This window comes from Marinobacter sp. ANT_B65, assembly GCF_002407605.1.
Taxonomy (GTDB): domain Bacteria; phylum Pseudomonadota; class Gammaproteobacteria; order Pseudomonadales; family Oleiphilaceae; genus Marinobacter.
In genome coordinates, this window is sequence record NZ_NXGV01000002.1 from 636,806 (window position 1) to 654,504 (window position 17,699).

At 53.4% G+C, this 17,699-nt stretch carries 16 protein-coding genes and 1 pseudogene; 6 read left to right on the top strand and 11 right to left on the bottom strand.

The window, feature by feature from the left end; all coding sequences use genetic code 11:
* Positions 1–3: 3 nt before the first annotated feature.
* From pcaF to CPA50_RS13025, 3 genes are read right to left on the bottom strand one after another with little or no spacing between them, the layout of a single operon-like run.
* Positions 4–1,206, bottom strand: a complete 1,203-nt coding sequence (gene pcaF / locus CPA50_RS13015; protein ID WP_096782933.1) for a 3-oxoadipyl-CoA thiolase — start codon at positions 1,204–1,206, stop codon at positions 4–6.
* 8 nt (positions 1,207–1,214) lie between these two features.
* Positions 1,215–1,991 carry a CoA-transferase subunit beta gene (locus tag CPA50_RS13020; protein WP_096782934.1) on the bottom strand — a complete coding sequence of 259 codons (777 nt, stop codon included), beginning with the start codon at positions 1,989–1,991 and terminating at the stop codon, positions 1,215–1,217.
* Positions 1,991–2,806 (bottom strand): CoA transferase subunit A, encoded by an 816-nt coding sequence (locus CPA50_RS13025; protein WP_096782994.1) that lies wholly within the window; start codon positions 2,804–2,806, stop codon positions 1,991–1,993. The genes CPA50_RS13020 and CPA50_RS13025 overlap by 1 nt, the downstream gene beginning before the upstream one ends.
* A gap of 190 nt (positions 2,807–2,996) precedes the next feature.
* Between CPA50_RS13025 and CPA50_RS13030 the strand changes: the two genes are divergently transcribed.
* The 4 genes from CPA50_RS13030 to CPA50_RS13045 all read left to right on the top strand — a co-directional run bounded on the left by CPA50_RS13030 (position 2,997) and on the right by CPA50_RS13045 (position 7,236).
* The gene (locus tag CPA50_RS13030) at positions 2,997–3,776 is read left to right on the top strand and encodes an IclR family transcriptional regulator C-terminal domain-containing protein (RefSeq protein WP_096782935.1); all 780 of its coding nucleotides are present in this window, start codon (positions 2,997–2,999) and stop codon (positions 3,774–3,776) included.
* Between the two features lie 121 nt (positions 3,777–3,897).
* Entirely contained in the window at positions 3,898–5,649 is a 1,752-nt protein-coding gene (locus CPA50_RS13035) for an aminotransferase class III-fold pyridoxal phosphate-dependent enzyme (RefSeq protein ID WP_096782936.1), read from the top strand.
* Between the two features lie 21 nt (positions 5,650–5,670).
* Entirely contained in the window at positions 5,671–6,600 is a 930-nt protein-coding gene (gene asd, locus CPA50_RS13040) for an archaetidylserine decarboxylase (protein ID WP_096782995.1), read from the top strand.
* A gap of 9 nt (positions 6,601–6,609) precedes the next feature.
* Entirely contained in the window at positions 6,610–7,236 is a 627-nt protein-coding gene (locus tag CPA50_RS13045) for a hypothetical protein (RefSeq protein ID WP_096782937.1), read from the top strand.
* A gap of 41 nt (positions 7,237–7,277) precedes the next feature.
* Here CPA50_RS13045 and CPA50_RS13050 read toward each other — a convergent pair whose 3' ends face one another.
* The 6 genes from CPA50_RS13050 to CPA50_RS13075 are packed head-to-tail and all read right to left on the bottom strand — an operon-like array spanning position 7,278 to position 13,080.
* A complete protein-coding gene (locus tag CPA50_RS13050; RefSeq protein WP_096782938.1) occupies positions 7,278–7,541 on the bottom strand; it encodes an amphi-Trp domain-containing protein in 264 nt (87 codons plus the stop codon).
* A complete protein-coding gene (locus CPA50_RS13055; RefSeq protein WP_096782939.1) occupies positions 7,542–8,873 on the bottom strand; it encodes a metallophosphoesterase in 1,332 nt (443 codons plus the stop codon). It abuts the gene before it with no gap.
* 11 nt (positions 8,874–8,884) lie between these two features.
* Positions 8,885–9,565, bottom strand: coding sequence for a histidine phosphatase family protein (locus CPA50_RS13060; protein ID WP_096782940.1), 681 nt, complete (start codon positions 9,563–9,565; stop codon positions 8,885–8,887).
* The gene (locus CPA50_RS13065) at positions 9,565–10,656 is read right to left on the bottom strand and encodes an HprK-related kinase B (RefSeq protein ID WP_096782941.1); all 1,092 of its coding nucleotides are present in this window, start codon (positions 10,654–10,656) and stop codon (positions 9,565–9,567) included. Before CPA50_RS13065 ends, CPA50_RS13060 begins: the two co-directional genes overlap by 1 nt.
* Positions 10,653–11,549 carry a GAK system ATP-grasp enzyme gene (locus tag CPA50_RS13070; RefSeq protein ID WP_096782942.1) on the bottom strand — a complete coding sequence of 299 codons (897 nt, stop codon included), beginning with the start codon at positions 11,547–11,549 and terminating at the stop codon, positions 10,653–10,655. The genes CPA50_RS13065 and CPA50_RS13070 overlap by 4 nt, the downstream gene beginning before the upstream one ends.
* A complete protein-coding gene (locus CPA50_RS13075; RefSeq protein ID WP_143750749.1) occupies positions 11,542–13,080 on the bottom strand; it encodes a phosphotransferase family protein in 1,539 nt (512 codons plus the stop codon). Before CPA50_RS13075 ends, CPA50_RS13070 begins: the two co-directional genes overlap by 8 nt.
* Before the next feature lie 173 nt (positions 13,081–13,253).
* On the opposite strand from CPA50_RS13075, the gene CPA50_RS13080 reads away from it, so the two are divergent.
* Together CPA50_RS13080 and CPA50_RS13085 are read left to right on the top strand one after the other, a co-directional pair.
* On the top strand, positions 13,254–14,474 hold the full coding sequence (locus CPA50_RS13080) for a GAK system CofD-like protein (RefSeq protein ID WP_096782944.1): 1,221 nt from the start codon (positions 13,254–13,256) through the stop codon (positions 14,472–14,474).
* A 184-nt stretch (positions 14,475–14,658) separates the two neighbouring features.
* A complete protein-coding gene (locus CPA50_RS13085) occupies positions 14,659–16,359 on the top strand; it encodes a diguanylate cyclase (protein ID WP_096782945.1) in 1,701 nt (566 codons plus the stop codon).
* A 210-nt stretch (positions 16,360–16,569) separates the two neighbouring features.
* On the opposite strand, the gene CPA50_RS13090 is transcribed toward CPA50_RS13085, so the two are convergent.
* Both CPA50_RS13090 and CPA50_RS13095 read right to left on the bottom strand, forming a co-directional pair.
* Complete coding sequence (locus CPA50_RS13090) at positions 16,570–17,511, bottom strand: electron transfer flavoprotein subunit alpha/FixB family protein (protein WP_096782946.1); 942 nt, start codon at positions 17,509–17,511, stop codon at positions 16,570–16,572.
* Positions 17,511–17,699 (bottom strand): annotated as a pseudogene (locus CPA50_RS13095) (electron transfer flavoprotein subunit beta/FixA family protein); the annotation flags it as partial. The pseudogene CPA50_RS13095 and the gene CPA50_RS13090, both read right to left, overlap by 1 nt.

Here is a 17,699-nt window from a genome sequence, read left to right on the forward strand (position 1 = left end):
TACCTATACCCGTTCAATAAGTGTCGCGATACCCTGGCCGACCCCGATACACATGGTGCACAGAGCATAGCGTCCACCGGTGCGCTGCAGCTGGTGGGCGGCTGTCATCATCAGGCGTGTACCGGACATGCCCAGCGGGTGTCCGAGGGCAATGGCGCCACCGTTTGGATTAACCCGTGGGTCATCATCGGCAATGCCAAGCTCGCGCATCACGGCCAGCCCCTGTGCAGCGAAAGCTTCGTTCAGTTCGATCACGTCGATATCATCGATGCTGATACCCTGCTTTTCCAGCAACTTGCGGGTAGCGGGTACAGGACCTATGCCCATGATCCGCGGTTCAACGCCTGCAGTGGCCATACCCAGAATTTTTGCCATAGGCTTGAGGTTGTGTTGCTTTACTGCCCCGGCGCTGGCAACAAGCATGGCGGCGGCACCATCATTCACGCCAGATGCATTGCCAGCGGTAATGCTTCCGCCTTCCCGGAACGGGGCAGGCAGTGCTGCAAGCTTGTCCAGGGTTGTACTGCGGGGATGTTCGTCAGCATCGAATACCAGTGCTTCCTGTTTACGGCGAGGTATCAGAACCGGCACGATTTCCTTTGCAAACACACCATCGCTCTGGGCTCTGGCGGTTTTTTGTTGCGAGCGGAGTGCGAACAGATCCTGATCTTCGCGGGATATGTTGAACTGTTCGGCAACGTTCTCTGCTGTTTCCGGCATAGAGTCCACACCGTATTCTTTCTTCATCAGCTTGTTCACAAAGCGCCAGCCAATGGTTGTGTCCTCAATTTTCTGGCTGCGGGAGAAACCGCTATCGGCTTTGCCCATTACATAGGGCGCCCGTGACATGGATTCGACACCGCCTGCCAGTACCAGATCCATTTCGCCGGCACGAATGGCGCGGAATGCAGTACCTACTGAGTCCATGCCGGAGCCGCACAGCCGGTTCATGGTGGTTCCGGGTACAGAGGTGGGCAGACCGGCGAGCAGCGCTGACATACGCGCCACATTGCGGTTATCTTCACCTGCCTGATTGGCACAGCCCATGATCACTTCGTCAATGGCGGCCGGGTCCAGTTCCGGGGCTTGTTCCAGTACCGCTTTGAAGACCTGAGCTGCAAGATCGTCCGGGCGGACACTGGCCAGGGTGCCGCCAAAGCGGCCGATGGCGGAGCGGCGGGGATGGCATAAAAATACGTCAGTCATAATAAACCTCAATGTTGGCCTGCATGGTGGGCATCGGTGCGTGCTTTGAGGCTACGCAGGATTTCCAGCTCTTCGGCGGTGGGGACGGGAGTGGTTCCGAGTTTGTCAGCGAAGCGGATCTCCCAGCCAGTCGCGTTGATCACATCTTCGCGGGTAACGTTTGGATGTAGCTGTTGTACGACCAGTTCCTTGGTTTCCGGATCTGGTTTGAGAATGCACAGGTCAGTGATGACGATTGTCGGGCCGCGACCAATGTTGGGTAGGTTATCCCGGGCCTTGCCATCACGCCCAAAGCCGACCGTGGTAAGGAAGTCGACGTCTTTCACAAAGGTGCGTTTGGAATGTTTCAGCGTGACAAACACTTCTTTTGCGTTGGTGGCTATTTCCGGTGCGCCGCCGCCTCCGGGCAGGCGAACTTTGGGTGCCCGATAGTCGCCAATCAAAGTGGTGTTCAGGTTGGCGTAGCGATCAATCTGGGCGGTTCCCAGAAAACCGACGCTGACATGACCGCCTTGCAGCCAATAGCGGAACATCTCCGGCACCGACACCGTGGTCAGGGCTGATTCGCACAGTTCGCCATCGCCGATGGACAGTGGCAGAACATCGGGTTTGGTTTGCAGGGTGCCTGATTCGTAAATCAGGGTGATGTCCGGGGCGTGTGTCAGGCGAGCCAGGTTGGCGGCTTCACTGGGCAGGCCGATACCAACGAAGCAGGTCATCTCGCTGGTCAGTGCGCGGGCAGCAGTGACACTCATCATTTCTGAAGATGTATATTCAACGCTCATCACTCAGCTCCTTTTTCAAAAACGTTTGCTTTCATCCAGGCCTGGAAGGTCTCCCGGTCACGGGCGATGCCATCCCACTCTTTGTAAAAGGCATTGTCACGCTCGTAGTAACCCAGGGCATAGGAAGGGCTGGCGCCTTTTGGCGCCTCGGCTATGGCCGTGATGGCCCAGGACGGAAGAACACAGGCATTCACGCCGGCATTGAGGTCATCGACAATTTCTTCAACGGTGACGATGCTACGCTTGGCAGCCAGTACCACTTCCTTTTGAATTCCGATAATCCCTTCAATGAGTACATTGCCACTGCGGTCGGCGCGCTGGGCATGAATCACCGCTACATCCGGACGAACCGAGCGCACAGCGGCCAAGCGTTCGCCGGTAAATGGGCAGTCGATGAACTTGATCTGGTCATTTACTTTGGGAAGGTCGCTGCCAATGTAGCCACGCAGCACCGCCAACGGCAGGCCCGCCGCGCCGGCGTCATAGGCGCAGGCCATGGCCGCGTGGCTGTGTTCGAGAATTTCGATGCTGTTGGGCCATTCGTTTTCCAGTGCGTCACGCAGACGATGCAAGGAGCCAACCCCTGGATTGCCGCCCCACGAGAAGATGAGTTTTTTGGCGCAGCCAGCGCCTATCATCTGGTCATAAACCAGATCCGGTGTCATCCGGATCAATGTGAGGTCACGTTTTTTCTGACGAATGACCTCATGCCCGGCAGCGAATGGAATCAGGTGAGTAAACCCTTCCATAGCCACTGTGTCACCATCATTAATATGTTTGCTCACCGCTTCGCGCAGAGAGAGAAATTCGGCCATTACAATGTCTCCAACTCGGTCTTTTGTGTTCGATATGTGAACATATGTTTTATATGCGAACATCATCGCTTGATTTGTTTTATATCGTCAAGGACAAATCCGTTGTTATTAATAAGGAGAGCACGGATGTTCGTAATACGAACAAGCTGCTACTATGCATGCCACGGTGTGAATGAATAAGGGAACCGGAATGGAAGATTCGAGCCTTAAGCCGGGAGACCGGGATTTTGTCAGTGCGCTTGCTTCGGGGCTGGAAGTGCTGCAGGTGTTTGATGCTGAGCACCCACGCATGACTCTGAGTGAGGTTGCAGCCCAGGCCAGTATGGATCGTGCCAAAGCCAGGCGCTTTGTGTTAACTCTGCATGCCTTAGGGTTTGTAAAGCGGGTTGGACGTCAGTTTGAGCTGACACCCAAAGTATTGCAGTTGGGTTATGCCTACCAGGCTTCAAACCAGTATCGTGCAGTAATTGAGCAGTACCTTGGGGATATTACCGCCGAGCTGGGAGAGTCCTCGTCACTGGGGGTGCTTGATGGCAAGGATGTGGTTTACGTGGTTCGGTCATCGGCACGCCACAGGCTGATGGCCATTACGCTGTCGGTGGGTACACGGTTGCCGGCTGTCTATACCTCCATGGGCCGGGTATTGCTCAGCCAGCTGCCGGATAAGGAATTGGACAGCTTTCTGGACAGTGTTGAGCTGACCCCCTTCACGCCTTATGCGATCAAATCCGTAGCGCCTTTAAAAGAGGAAATTCTGAAAGCCCGCTCGCAGGGGTTCGCAATTGTGGATCAGGAGCTGGATTCCGGCCTGCGGTCGGTTGCGGTGCCTGTGTACACCAGCAGTAACGTCTTGCTGGGGGCGCTTAATATCAGCACGAATGCGGCGAGGGTGGATATGGAAACCCTGATGACGGTTTACTTGCCCCGGTTGCAGGACGTTGCGGCCAGAGTGAAGATGATTACCCAATAGTCTTGTCAGTTGTGGTCCGGCTCCTGGCTTCTCAATGTGTGTCACACAACAGTAGGAAAAAGGACACGGCAGCGTCACCTTGGCCCGCTACTTTCGAGTAAAGTATCGGGAACCAAGGTCTATGAATTCAGCTATTGGTCTTTACGCTCTGGCAACAGCGGTCAGCTTTTACCTTATCTATAAAGCCCTGGTAAGGTTGCAATTGTCGCGGGCGAAACACCCTTCGCTCAGAGGACACAGCAACTGGTCTCGTCGTGTTGCCCGCCTGGTTCCTTTCTTCAGTTATGATGAGGCTGGTTTTTTTGCCAGCGACGGCGCACCTGCATCAGTGGTTCAGAAGCGTCGGAACGCAATCCGTGTACTGCAGAACAACGCTGAGCAGCAATCTCCGGAAACCCTGGCACGCTGCCGAACAATCCAGAACAGTGTTTCGGATGCGCGCTTTACCAGCCGTTACCGGGTGCCCTTTCCTTACAGTCAGCAACTGCCCGAATGCTTCAGGCTGGGGTCAATGGCCGACGAAACCTGTGGCTCTCAAATCAGGGACCTCGACGGCAACTGGCGCTATGACCTGTCCGGCTCCTATGGCGTTAATGTTTTCGGTTATGATTTTTACAAGCAATGTATGGAAGAGAGTCTCGCGCAAACCAGAGCGCTGGGGCCGGTTCTGGGCGCATATCACCCGCTGATTGCTGAAAATGTCGAGATGATCCGGCAGATTTCCGGGCTTGATGAGGTGTCTTTTCATATGTCTGGTACCGAAGCGGTCATGCAGGCTGTGCGGCTGGCCAGGTATCACACAGGCAAAACCCATCTGGTGCGTTTCTGTGGCGCCTATCATGGCTGGTGGGACGGGGTTCAGCCGGGTATCGGCAATACCCGCAAAGCCCGGGATGTGTACACGCTGGCAGATTTGAGTGAACAGACTCTGCACATACTTCGGACCCGTAACGACATCGCTTGCGTGCTTATCAATCCTTTGCAGGCTTTCCACCCGAATAGAGACGCCCCCTCGGATACCGCGCTGATTGCCAGCGACCGGACCAGCGGTTTTGACAAGCAGCGCTACACCAATTGGCTCACGCGGGTCAGGACGGTGTGCAGTCAGCGCGGTATTGTCCTGATTTTTGACGAGGTATTTACTGGTTTCCGGCTGGCTTATCGTGGTGCCCAGGAATTTTACGGGATACAGGCAGACCTGGTTACTTACGGAAAAACTCTGGGCGGTGGCCTGCCAGTTGGTGTTCTGGCCGGAACCCACGCGCTGATGCGGCGCTTCAAGGACGATCAGCCAGTAAACGTCTCGTTTGCCCGCGGCACCTTTAACTCACACCCTTATGTAATGGGTGCGATGAACGTGTTTCTCAAACGAATCCGGCAACCCGATATTCAGCGGCATTACCGGGAATCAGAAAACCTCTGGGACCGCCGTGTTGTCAGGTTCAACCAGCGCCTGGAAGCTGAGTCGCTTCCTTTACGGATCACCAACATTCATTCAATTCTCTCGGTGCTCTATACAAAGCCCAGCCGCTACAACTGGATGTTCCAGTTTTATCTCCGGCAGGCCGGGCTTGAACTCAGCTGGACAGGTACGGGCAGGCTGATCATGAGCTACAGCTTTACCGATGAGGAGTTCAGTGAGGTTATCGAGCGGTTCATTACTGCAGCCCATCAGATGCAAGCAGATGGCTGGTGGTGGCAGAGCCCGCCGCTAACCAACAAAGCAATCAAACGTCAGTTTCTGGTCGATATGCTCTCAGCCCGTTTTCCACTCCTGACTGGGAGCTTGCCTGGACCGCTGGTGACGCATCCGCGCAATACACGCCCGGCCCCGGTTTCAGATCAGGAAGATTACTCCGGAAAGGCGGGCTAAGTGTGGGGAACAGGTGGTCTGATGAATAAGGCAACGCCCGGTTTAACGGCCAGTGAGAAGCTGAACTTCCTGCTGACCAACCGGCTGCCCCGGCGCTGGGCAACGCTTTTTATGGGCTGGTTCAGCCGGATCGAAAGCCCTGTTCTGACCCGGATATCTATTGCTGTGTGGCAGTGTTTTGCTGACGATCTCAGATTGCAGGACGCCCAAAAATGCCATTTCCGGAGCCTGAGAGAATGCTTTACCCGACAGCTGAAACCGGGGCTTCGACCTCTGGATCTGCGCCCTGACGTTGTATGCAGTCCATGCGATGCCATTGTGGGAACCTGCGGACGTATTGAGGGTAACCGGGTATTTCAGGCCAAGGGTTTCCCCTATACCCTGGATGACCTCATACCGGATGCGGCCCTTGCGGCGCGCTATCGTAATGGCCAGTTCATCACTCTGCGTTTGAAGTCCAGCATGTACCATCGTTTTCATGCCCCCGTGGATTGCCGGATTTCTCAGGTCAGTTACGTGTCCGGAGATACCTGGAACGTCAATCCGGTTGCACTTAAACAGGTTGAAAAACTTTTTTGCAAAAACGAGCGGGCTGTTCTGGAGTTGCGGTCTGACGACCGGAATTACAGTCTGACGCTGGTGCCGGTCGCTGCAATTCTTGTGGCGAGCATGAAATTCCATTTCCTGACCGAGCCACTGGATCTGAAATATCGGGGAGCCAATCAGATTCCCTGTGACGCGAGATTCCGGAAAGGGCAGGAGATAGGTTACTTCCAGCACGGCTCTACGATTCTTGTTTTTGCTTCAGGGCAATACCAGCGCAGCGCCGGAGTCGGTGAAGGCCACCACATAAAAGTAGGTGAAGCACTGCTGACGGGGCACCCATTACCGGGCCGGGACCGGAGTGATTCCTGCCTGTCCGAAGAATCTGATGCAGCCTTTGATACTTGAGGAAACCCCATGACATTTTTTGAGGAATTACAGAAACAACGATGGGATGATCATCGTTACTATCACCACAACCGGATAAATCAGTGCCTGCACCTGCTTAGTGCCTGTTGTTTCCTTGTAAGCTATGGACTGGTGTTCTTCCATCCGGCAGCGGCCGCTTTGGTGGGTTGGCTGTTGGCTATGGTGCTGCGCCAGACCGGACACTTTTTTTTCGAGCCCAAGACTTATGATCAGGTAAATGACGCCAGTCATGACTACAAAGAGAGTGTGAAGGTCGGTTATAACCTGAACAGGAAGGTCGTGCTTTTGTCCATTTGGGCTGCAACGCCGTTGGTGCTGTATCTGAATCCCGATCTGTCAGGGCTTCTCACTCCGGCAACAGATCTGGAGGGGTTCATAAGTAACACAGCTCTGGTGTGGCTGTTCATCGGCATGGGCGCCGTGCTGTTCAGAACACTTCATCTGTTCAAACTCATGGGGCTGCAATCCGGGCTGGTCTGGATGACCAAAATCATCACGGATCCGTTGCACGATATTAAAATTTACCAGAAAGCGCCTCACTACATCCTCAAGGGTGAGATGTATGACAACATGGAAGACTGGTACGACGATCTGCCTCTGGACAATCAGGTATGAGGCGATAAGCTCTATCGAGCCTGACTCTCTTTCGGGAGTGCTCATTTGATCCTGGGTGGCGTGTCCGAAACCTCTTTTTCTTTGGTGCGCCACTTGAGTCGGATTTCGACTTGCTGCTTGTCGCCCTCGTCGCTTGCCCTCACGGATACCTGCAACAGATTTCCAGGTGACAGAACCAGATCACCCTCATTTTCCTGAAACTCAAGCTGGCCCTTTTTGACCGCGCGGGCCAGGGATTCCAAAAGCTCTTTGGTTGACTGGCGATTCAGCAGTGAGTCGTGACTGAACTTGGTTTTCGACTTCATTTATTGAGCTCCCAGGAGCTGTCCGTTGTGGTTTGGCTTGAAGACTTTCGCCCGAGGGTAGTCGCAACTGATGCCGACCACACCGCGTTTTTTATCAATCAGCGTTGCCCCTGCGCCAGAACCGGTTAACCCTTCACGCTTTCTGGAGTTAGCATCAAGTGTAATGTCGGCTTCTATATGAACGAGCCCCTTCTTGAGTGTTATTCGTTGGCCCGCACACTGGTTTACATGACCCTGAACCAGTACATAAATGCCTGCCCGGATGGTTGCTTTGGTACCCCGTTTGGTAAGGGGGAGGTCGGCATCCCGGTATTTTGTCCGGAAAGTATTGGCGAGAGGGCTGTAGTAGAAATTGAACAGGTTCTGTCCTCTCAGGTTCTTATTGAATGCCCGGTTGGCATATCTGATCCCTCGCTTGGCAAGCAGCATGGCCATACGGTCATCCAGACCTGCATGCAGGAAAAGAAACGAGCCGCGCTGTTTCACCAGGCACATTTTCCTGAAAAACCAGCTGAATTCGCCAGAGCGCTTCAGGAAAAGTGAGCGGCAAACCATGGATGCTGCATATACCTGTTGGAGTGTCAGGCCGGCTGCCGCGCAATGTCGCTCAAACTTTTGAGTCTTGGTTTCCATTTTGGAAATTTCGCGGTCGATGCCCTCTGCAGTCAGGAAACCGGCTGCATAGAAGGGAAAGCTCTCAAACCAGTCTTCGTCGGGAAACAATACTCTGCGGCACTCGTCCTCTGATGGCACGCCCTTCTGCCATTGGGAGCTTGCCAGGTATTGATCAAAGACTTCCTTGAACAGGGGTACGACTTTTTTGCCCATTCTGACGAAGAAGTGCTGGCTTCCGACGTCATTATCGCGCTCCAGTGAGAGCAGGCCCATAAGTAGCCGGAGGTCATGATTGCCCGCAAGCAGGGTGACATCTGCTTTGAGCCGGTACAGGTGGGCGAGACTTCGCAGTAATGCCAGATTGCTGGGCCCCTTGTCCAGGCAGTCTCCGCCCACCATTATTTCTGCGCTCTTGCCGAACTTTGTCAGTACATATTCACAGGGATGGCTGCCATGTCGTTTAATCGCTCCGGCAGCAAGAAGTGACGCTTCGAAGGCGTCTGCATCGGCGTGGGCATCTGAAATGAACACCACGGGTTTTTTGGGCCATGCAAAACTGTTTTTCCCCGACCGCTTTATGAAGAGATTGAGGGCATCGGAATCGTTGACCGAGGCCTGATCCTCAGGCCAGGCTTCCCAGCATGTTGGCAAACGGTTCAGAACATCAGCGTGATGTTTTTTGTCACTGATCTTCGGGATGATCTTTCGCGTGGCCATGGGGGGTGCCTCTAGTCAGTGGGGTCTTTTAGCTGACGGTTTTTCCAGTTCCCATACAGGCGGGCCCAGCTTTGACCCTGCTTGCAAAAAACGACTGGATGGCCGTAAAACATGCTCAGCCGTCCAATATCGCTCATTTTTATAACATTCAGATGAAAGGCGGCGTGACGAAACGACGCGCCATGTCCTACAACTAACTGTATCAGGTTGTCCTGCTCATCCAGTGGAAGGGTTTTAAGGTGGGCGGCTACCCGCAGCCCGGCCTCCATGAGTGACTCTGCGCCATCATAGGGGAGTTTGAAGTCGCTGCTGGATTTCCATCCATCCGGCAGGGGATCAAAGCGAGGGTCCAGTTTTACGACTCTCTCGATTTCACTAATGCTGAGGTTGGCCAGTGCGCCGACACTGCGTTCGCAAAGTTCAGGAAAGCTGACGGATACGGGGGCTGTGAGGAAGAGCTCTTTCAGTTCCTGCCGGTAGATTTCTGCAGTTTGCCATGCCCTTAACGAGGTTGAGCAGTGAATCTCAGCCCGAAGCTGGTAGCCGGTTTCCGATACCCAGTCTGCAAAACCTTGCGCCTGCATCCGGACTTCCTGAGCCCCCCCGGGGGTAAGTGGATAGGGTTGAAGGGCACTTGGTGTGTTGACCAGTTGCTCATACTCACCATGTCTGATCAGGGCGAGTGCGGCCATCAGAGAATGCCTTGCTCATGGAGAAGAGCAATGGCACGGTCGAAATCGACCTTTCCGGCAAGGCGCCATACCTTTACGCCTCTGAGGTTCTCTGCGTAAACGTCTGCGGCCCGGCACTGCTCAGGCGGGAAACTACCGTCAGCTTTCTGGAAAAATGGGCCAGGGCTTTTGCGCAGGCCCTCAAGGGCATCGGGGGTTGCTTCAATATCTACTGGGGTGAGAACCGTTGGTTCGAAAGCATCTAATGACCAGTCCAGTAATACAAGGTTCTTCAGACACCCGGAAAGTGCGGCTCTGTTTTCTCCATAGACCTCGGGAATCAGCACGTCGTACTTTTGCTCAATATCCCACAGCTGGCTCCGTGGCATCGCCTCAAACCGCTTGCGTTCGTGCTCTGGCAGAATGAACAGCAAGCGTTGTGAGTTGAGCAGAGTGCCGGGGTTTACGCGCGGATGCTTGGCCAGACCAAGAATTCGCACCTGTCCGTCTTCGGGCCTGAACAGAATCCGGTCATTGGAAAGAAAACGTGCTTTGTCAGTCTCCATCGCTTTCAGCATCAGTGTTGATTTTCCGCCACCGGAGCTGGCCGCAATTGCAGTAACACAGCCGTCGATATTAAAGGCTGACGCGTGGCCCAGCAGGTAACCCTTCCTCTGCTGATAGTTGAGAAACTGGTTGTTAATAAAATTGATAACCTGCGATATATGTTCGCGAAGATTCCCGAAAATGATGGGGTCGGTCAGTGCCTGGAGCATGACCATGCCGGTGCGGACTTTATGAATCCAGCGTCCTTCAGGTACATCGACGTAGGCTTCCTTCAAACCGAGAGGGCTGACTTTTCTGCGTTCGACGGGCGTCCAGTTGATCCGGCCGGTATCCAGGGGGCTGTTGACCAGATAGACGCGTTGCTGTGTTGTGGCCGTTGTTGTTTCCGTTTCGGTCAGGCCGGAGAAGTAATCCCTGAGAAGGTTCAGAATCTCATTGTCATCGGCCAGCACCTCGAATGCCATGCCATGGAAGGCCAGCCGTAATTCTGATGTGCACCCACGTCTGGCCTGAGCAATCTGTCTGTCGTCAAAAAAGTCTTTCATCTGTTTTGCTCTAGCTCGTTAAGAACATAACTACACAGCTTCCGGGCAGCGTCAATGCCGCATCCTTTCAAAGCGCCACTGAATCCTCCAAAAGCGGAGACCTCGAAAACCACCGGCCCCTCATCTGTCAATGCAATATCTACCGTGGTAAAACTTAAATCGAAGCAGGACTGAGCCTTGTTCCCAAGCTTTATGAGGTCAGGGGAGGCTTCGTAGCTCTGGTATTTTCCACCACTGTTAATCGTGGTATTCCAGGCGCCAGCATCGCCAACCCGGGCATAGGTGCAAAGGTACTCTCCACCCAGAAAGACCATGCCCAGATCCTGCCCCCCCAGGTGCACAAATTTCTGCAGGTAGAAGAGGCCATGTTCGGTCTTGAAAGCGTTCAGTTTCCGCGTATTCGCGTCCACTCCGTCTGCCGCTTCCAGAACCAGCATGCCGCGGGCCTTGGTGGAGTAAAGTGGCTTCAGGATAGCCTTGCCGAACGCCTCGATCGCGGCCAGCGCCTCTTCTGTGTTTTCCGTCACGCGGGTCGGCGGCAGAGGTACACCTCCAGCGGCCAGGGCGGCAGTGCCTTCAAGGCGATTGATTAAACGCCCCACTTGCCCGGGACTGCTGAAGCAGCGCACGCCGTCTGCTTCGAGTGTGTTGAGCATGCGTATGCGGTCGTCTGCTGCCGGTGAGTAGATTTCGCTTATCTTTTTGATGATCACGCCATCAAGTTCGTTCAGAACCAGCCCCTGATAACCCAGCCGCCCTGTCTCCAGTTCCAGTACCACTTCTGACATGTCGATCACACAGCGGAATCCGGTTAATTCCTCCAGGTGGTCAGCCAATACTTCGGTTGACCATTTACCGGGCGTTCCGATGACAGCGATCCGCTTGTTAGTCACTAAAGATTTCCTCCAGGGGCAGCTTGTACTTCTCGGGTTTTTCGGGGTTCAGCAAGGTGACGGCTTCCAGCAGGTAGGTTGCCCGAAAGGCCAGGTTCTTCGCGAAACGCCTGTCATAAATGAATCGTGTTGATGTCGCAAATGAACGCGCCAGCGCAATGGCCAGCCGAACATCAAAGAATTTGTCGTTACTGGTTTTGGCGAACCTGCGTGCAAATTGATAAAGCTGTTTGATCAGACTCATCATTTCTGCTCTGGCACTGGCGTCCATGATCGGTAACCGATAGATCGACACCATCAGTACTGAGATATCCTGAACATAGTCAGAATAGGACGCCCGGTGCAGGTCAATGAAATAGACACGATTCTGGAGTTCATCGTAGAGCAGGTTGTCTACATTGAAATCTCCGTGAATCAATACGGAAAATGGCGGAGCGACTTGTTTTTCCAGGTTCTCCACCTGCTCGATCAATTGTATAAAGTCAGGCCGTGACAAGCCGCATATGGTCTGCCCTTCGCTGAAAAGGTCAGGGTGGGTTTGTCGTGTTTCCGGCATTCGCCGGCTCAGTTGTTGCATATAGCCCGGCTGCGCACGTTCACGCGTCCATGAGCTTTTCCAGATTTTGCTGAGGGTTTTGTTCAGTTTGGCTACAAGCAGGGTGGCAATATCCCACTGACTGTTTAATAACAGTGATTCCAGAGTTCGTCCGGGGAGGTGCTCTATGACCATTGAGCCCATTTCTCCCTCATGCCCGACATGATGGGAGATTACCGACGGAGCCACCTTCGGATAGACTTTTTTCCATCGATCGACCCCTGAGATCTCTTCAAGGACTTTGTGGGCCTGTCCTTCTTTATAAACCGCCATCACTTCGCTGGATGTGCTGTGTTCCGCCTTTAGTGCGGCGATGGTACTGCCACTGCGAGTGAGAGCCAGTCTCTGAACGCCAAAGGCCTCATTGTCTGGCGTAAATGTGTGGGCTGCGCTTTTAAGTTGCTTGTAGTTTTGCATACGAACCGCGGGCCCGAAATTCGCCGCGAGCAGCGCATCCGCTATTTCGGTCAGCAGATGAATCATTCGCCCGGTTTGAAAGCTCAGTACGTGGCGGAGGTTGGACTGAATTGTGGGGGTACTTTTTTCCTGACAGTCCATCTCACGCAAGCTGGCCATCAATCTTGTTGCCCGGCGTCCTATTTTCAGACCTTGACGAATATTTGTGTCTGCAGGGTTGATCAGGACCAGCGCCAGAGATTTCCGAATGCGTCGGATCAGCCTGGCATCACTTTCAAATTGCTTTTCTTGCGAGCTCTTCAAAGCCTCGATGTGAGTGAATTCGAGGCAAGCCTGCCCAAGCCGGTCGAGAAGCCGGGCGAGTCTCTCAAGTGATTTTGATTGTTGAAAGCCCTGACTATCGACCCGGCGTTTCTGTACATCCATTGCAACAGCAACTTCGACTTTTTCCTGCAAAGTCTTTCTGTAACCCTTTCTGTTGATCAGACGCTGTGCTGTGGCCTCGTTGGGCCGAGTCAAATAGACTTCAACCAGCTCACAGTGGTTTTCCACTTCAAATCGCAGAAAATAGAGGTGCTCAAGAATTAATGCGTTGATGGATCGTCTCACCCTTGGTAAGAAATTTAGAGGCGAAAGCTATAATCAACCGTTACGCCCTTTGGACTGCACTTTTTAAGGTCTCGCAGAGAAGTATGACAAAAAAACGTTTCATTAGTGCGACTCATAGCTTGCCGCGAGATTTGATGAAGGGGCATGACCTGCGCATGGCCAGGTATCTCAGAACGCCAGAGCTTGGGCCCAAAATACTTTTCTTCAGCGGCGGAACGGCGCTGAGAAGTTTTTCCAGAGTACTGGCAGATTACACCCATAACTCTATTCATCTTGTCACACCTTTTGACTCGGGAGGCAGTTCTGCCGAACTGAGAAAGGCATTCTCGATGCCTTCAGTTGGCGATCTTCGGGCCCGCCTGCTGTCCCTGGCTGATGATTCGGTCACAGGTCATCCTGACATTGCGGCCCTCTTTGGTCATCGGCTCGGGAAGAATAGAAGCAAGGTGGAACTGGAACAAAGCCTGAAGGCTCTGGTTGATTGTAAACACCCTTTGCTCAAGGCAATTGCAGAGCCCATGCGGTCCCTGATCCAGAGCTATCTGGCAGAGTTTTATGAGCAAATGCCGGAGAGCTTTGACCTTGCGGGGGCCAGTATCGGTAATCTGATACTCACCGGCGGATACCTCTTCCATAACCGCTCACTGGACCCTATCGCCTTCCTGTTCGGTCAGTTGATAAAAACACGTGGAACCGTTCGCACCACGACGGATGCAGATTTACAGCTGCAAGTCCTGTTGGAGAACGGGCGGACAATTACCGGCCAGCATCGCTTTACGGGTAAAGAAAGGGCAGAGATCTGTTCACCCATCAAATCGATAACCTTGTCTGGTGATGCTGATGATGTTGAAACCCGGGATGCTTCCAGAGTCTGCAAGGAAACCCGAAAGCTGATTGACTCTGCGGAGCTGCTGGTTTTTCCTCCCGGCAGCTTTTATAGCAGTATCATTGCGAACCTCCTCCCCAAAGGCGTTTCCAGGGCTCTGAACAAAAATCCGGCACCAAGGGTGTATGTGCCAAGTCTGGGTGAGGATCCGGAAACAATCGGTATGACGCTGGCGGATCAGATTCAGGTGCTTGCTGGGCATTTGTCGCATAAGGCTGCCGGAAGAAAGCTGCAAAGGCCGCCGATAGATTTTCTGCTGTTTGATTCCCGTTTGATGACTGTTTCGAATAAACAGGTGCGGGAGATAATAAAGACATTCGGAGTCCAGATTATCGATCTGGACCTGGCGCCGGAAGAGTCTGACGTCTGTCGGTATGACGACGTCAAGCTGGCAGAGGCTTTGCTTGCACTGACCTGATTTCCACCATTGACTTACAACCCTGATGCCGGCTCACGATGTTCTGTGACCCGATGGGGTAGTCGGGTGTCGGGTTAGGTGCGTGCGTGCGTGCGTGCGAGTAGTGCAGCACCACGATTGCTATCACCTCAATAACAGGTGTTAAACTCTCCGTATTTGCATTTTTGGTGTAGGAATTTCCTCCATGGCAAGCTGCCGGTCTACGTTTTTGTGCTTTTTCTTGCTGTGGGTCTCCAGTTTCGCAGCCCTGGCGTCTCCGTCTCTGGATGTCAGCGATCAAGATATCCGGTTGACGGATTTCAGGGTCGAATATTTCATTGACGACTCACAGTCTCTGGACTTCCCGGCAGTTCGTAAGGAAACCTTTCACGAGACGACCAGCACGGCCACGCTCGGTACGCAGGCGACGGTGACCTGGTACCGGATTGCGTTGCACAATCAGGGCCCTGAGAAGAGGGCCCTTTTTTTGCACTTGCCCAAGGCTTATCACGTGCGTTCAATCGATATTTTCGAGGAGCGCTCTCAAGGTCTGATCGATCATGAGTCGGTTGACCTTAATGATGCGAGTAGTCACCCCTTGATGTATCAAGGAACCGTGGTCTATCCGTTCATAGTGCCGTCGGGTGAATCCACGATCCTGTATGTTCGCAGCCACGTGTATTCGCACCAGTGGTTTTCGTTGGAGATCTATGACGATGTGCAGTCTCGCAAGGCACTCGTTGGTGGCCATCTGGACATCGCACTTCTGGTCGGAATGATGATCGCGCTGGTGTTTTACAACGGTCTTCTCTATTTCGCTACCAGTAAAAAAGAGAACATTTTATATTCCCTGTATCTCATCTCGGGCCTGGTGTGGATTGCACTCTCATACGGGTTGATCGCCAAAGCGTTCAATATCTACGGCGATGCCGTTTTCGTATTGAATCTGACATTGATCACCATGCCGATGTTTTTATTGTTGTTCATAATGGCGATTTTCGAGACAAGGCGGTACTACCTCACTGAGCATCGCGCACTGCAAGGGATGCTTGGCTTGTTGGGCATCACGTTTCTGTATGGCCTGTTCGATGTTGAGGGGGCTATGAAACCCGCAAGCTCCCTTGCGGCACTGATGATGGTAGTGACCTTTTCGGTAAGTATTTCGTTGTTCCGGAAGGGACAACCGCTGGTGAAGTTCTTTCTCGTTGGGCACACTTTCTTCGTGATCTTCAACGGGATTGCGGTGGTGTACTACAAGGGTCTGGTAGAGACGGGTTATATCAACAGCCACGGTGTTGGAATCGGCATTGTGCTGGAGGCGTTAACGCTGGCATTTATCATCTCCTATCGGATAAAAGTGCTGGAGGATATGCGCTCCAGACAGGATGAGCTTAAACGACAGGCAGCTACAGACCCGCTTACTCACCTTTATAATCGCCGCTACTTCATGGCGGAAGGTAAGTATGTGATCGAAAAGGCCAGAGCTACCGGGGAACCGCTGTCGGTTATTGCACTCGATATTGATCATTTCAAGGCGGTTAACGACACCTACGGACATACTGTTGGAGATCTGGTATTGAAGGATGTGGCCCGTGTTTTCCGGAGGTCCAGTCGAGACAGGGATCTGATCGCCCGGTTTGGCGGTGAGGAGTTTGTGATCCTTCTCCCCGGCGCTGACTTCACGGTAGCCCGGGGTTGTGCTGAACGTATTCGAAAGGGTATTGAAGCACATACCGTCGATGCCGATGATGGCGTGGTTGTAGGGGTGACAGTCAGCCTGGGAGTTGCGCAGGTGAATACAGCCATGGAATCCGTGGAGAACGCTCTAGATCGCGCGGACAAGGCGTTGTACGAAGCCAAGGCCCTTGGCCGGAATCGCGTGTGCAGTTCGGAGGGCAACCTATAGATCAGACGGCTTTAACGGGTTGCTTTCGTTTTAGTTCGCTTCAATGCGTTGCTTTATAGGTATTTTCTGTTAGTCGGGCTCTGGCTCGCCGATGATCAGAGCATTAAAGTTCATGGATTCGCGCTCCATAGTAAATGCCCCCGTGGCCATTACGAAAAAGCCCTCATGTAGAGGGCTTGGGAGCAGAACAATGTAACGGGCAAGGCAATGCTAGGCGCTCTCTTTGAGCTTTGCCTCAAGTTCAGGCACAGCCTCAAACAGATCCGCTACCAGGCCATAGTCTGCAACCTGGAAGATAGGCGCTTCTTCATCCTTGTTGATTGCAACGATCACTTTGGACTCCGACATACCGGCCAGATGCTGGATAGCACCGGAAATGCCCACCGCGATGTACAGCTGCGGGGCAACAATCTTGCCGGTCTGGCCTACCTGCATGTCGTTGGGCACAAAGCCTGCATCGACTGCGGCACGGGATGCACCCATACCAGCACCCAGAAGATCCGCAACCTTCTCCAGCATGGCGAAGTTGTCGCCATTCTGCATGCCACGACCACCAGAGATAACAATGTCAGCACTGGCAAGATCAGGACGGTCGGATTCCGCTTTCTGCTCGCCTACAAACGAAGACAGGCCAGCGTCTTTTACAATGTCCAGTTGCTCAACAGAAGCCGAGCCACCTTCAGCGGCTACCGGATCAAACCCTGTCGGGCGAACGGTAATTACCTTGATGCTGTCGCTGGCTTTAACCGTGGCGATGGCATTGCCCGCATAGATCGGGCGGACAAAGGTGTCTTCAGACTCAACACGGATAATGTCAGAGACCTGAGCAACGTCCAGCAGCGCAGCAACGCGTGGCATGAAGTCCTTACCGGTAGTACCGGCAGCGGCCAGGATATGGCTGTAGCCTTTACCCAGTTCGGCAACCAGTTCACCCAGGTTTTCACCCAGAAAGTGGCCGTAAGCCGCGTTGTCGGCAACCAGTACCTTGTTTACGCCTTCAGCCCTGGCCGCAGCTTCTGCAACTGCGCCGCAGTTTTCACCGGCAACCAGGACATCAATATCGCCGCCGATGGCTTTGGCGGCCGCTACAACACTCAGGGTCGCCTGTTTCAGGCTGCTGTTGTCGTGCTCAGCAATTACAAGGATGCTCATCAGATCACCTTCGCTTCGTTCTTCAGTTTATCGACCAGTTCGGCAACATCAGCCACTTTTACACCAGCCTGACGGGCCGCAGGTGCTTCAACTTTCAAAGTGGTCAGACGTGGTGTGATTTCAACACCCAGATCAGCCGGGCTCGTTACGTCGAGTGGCTTTTTCTTGGCCTTCATGATGTTTGGCAG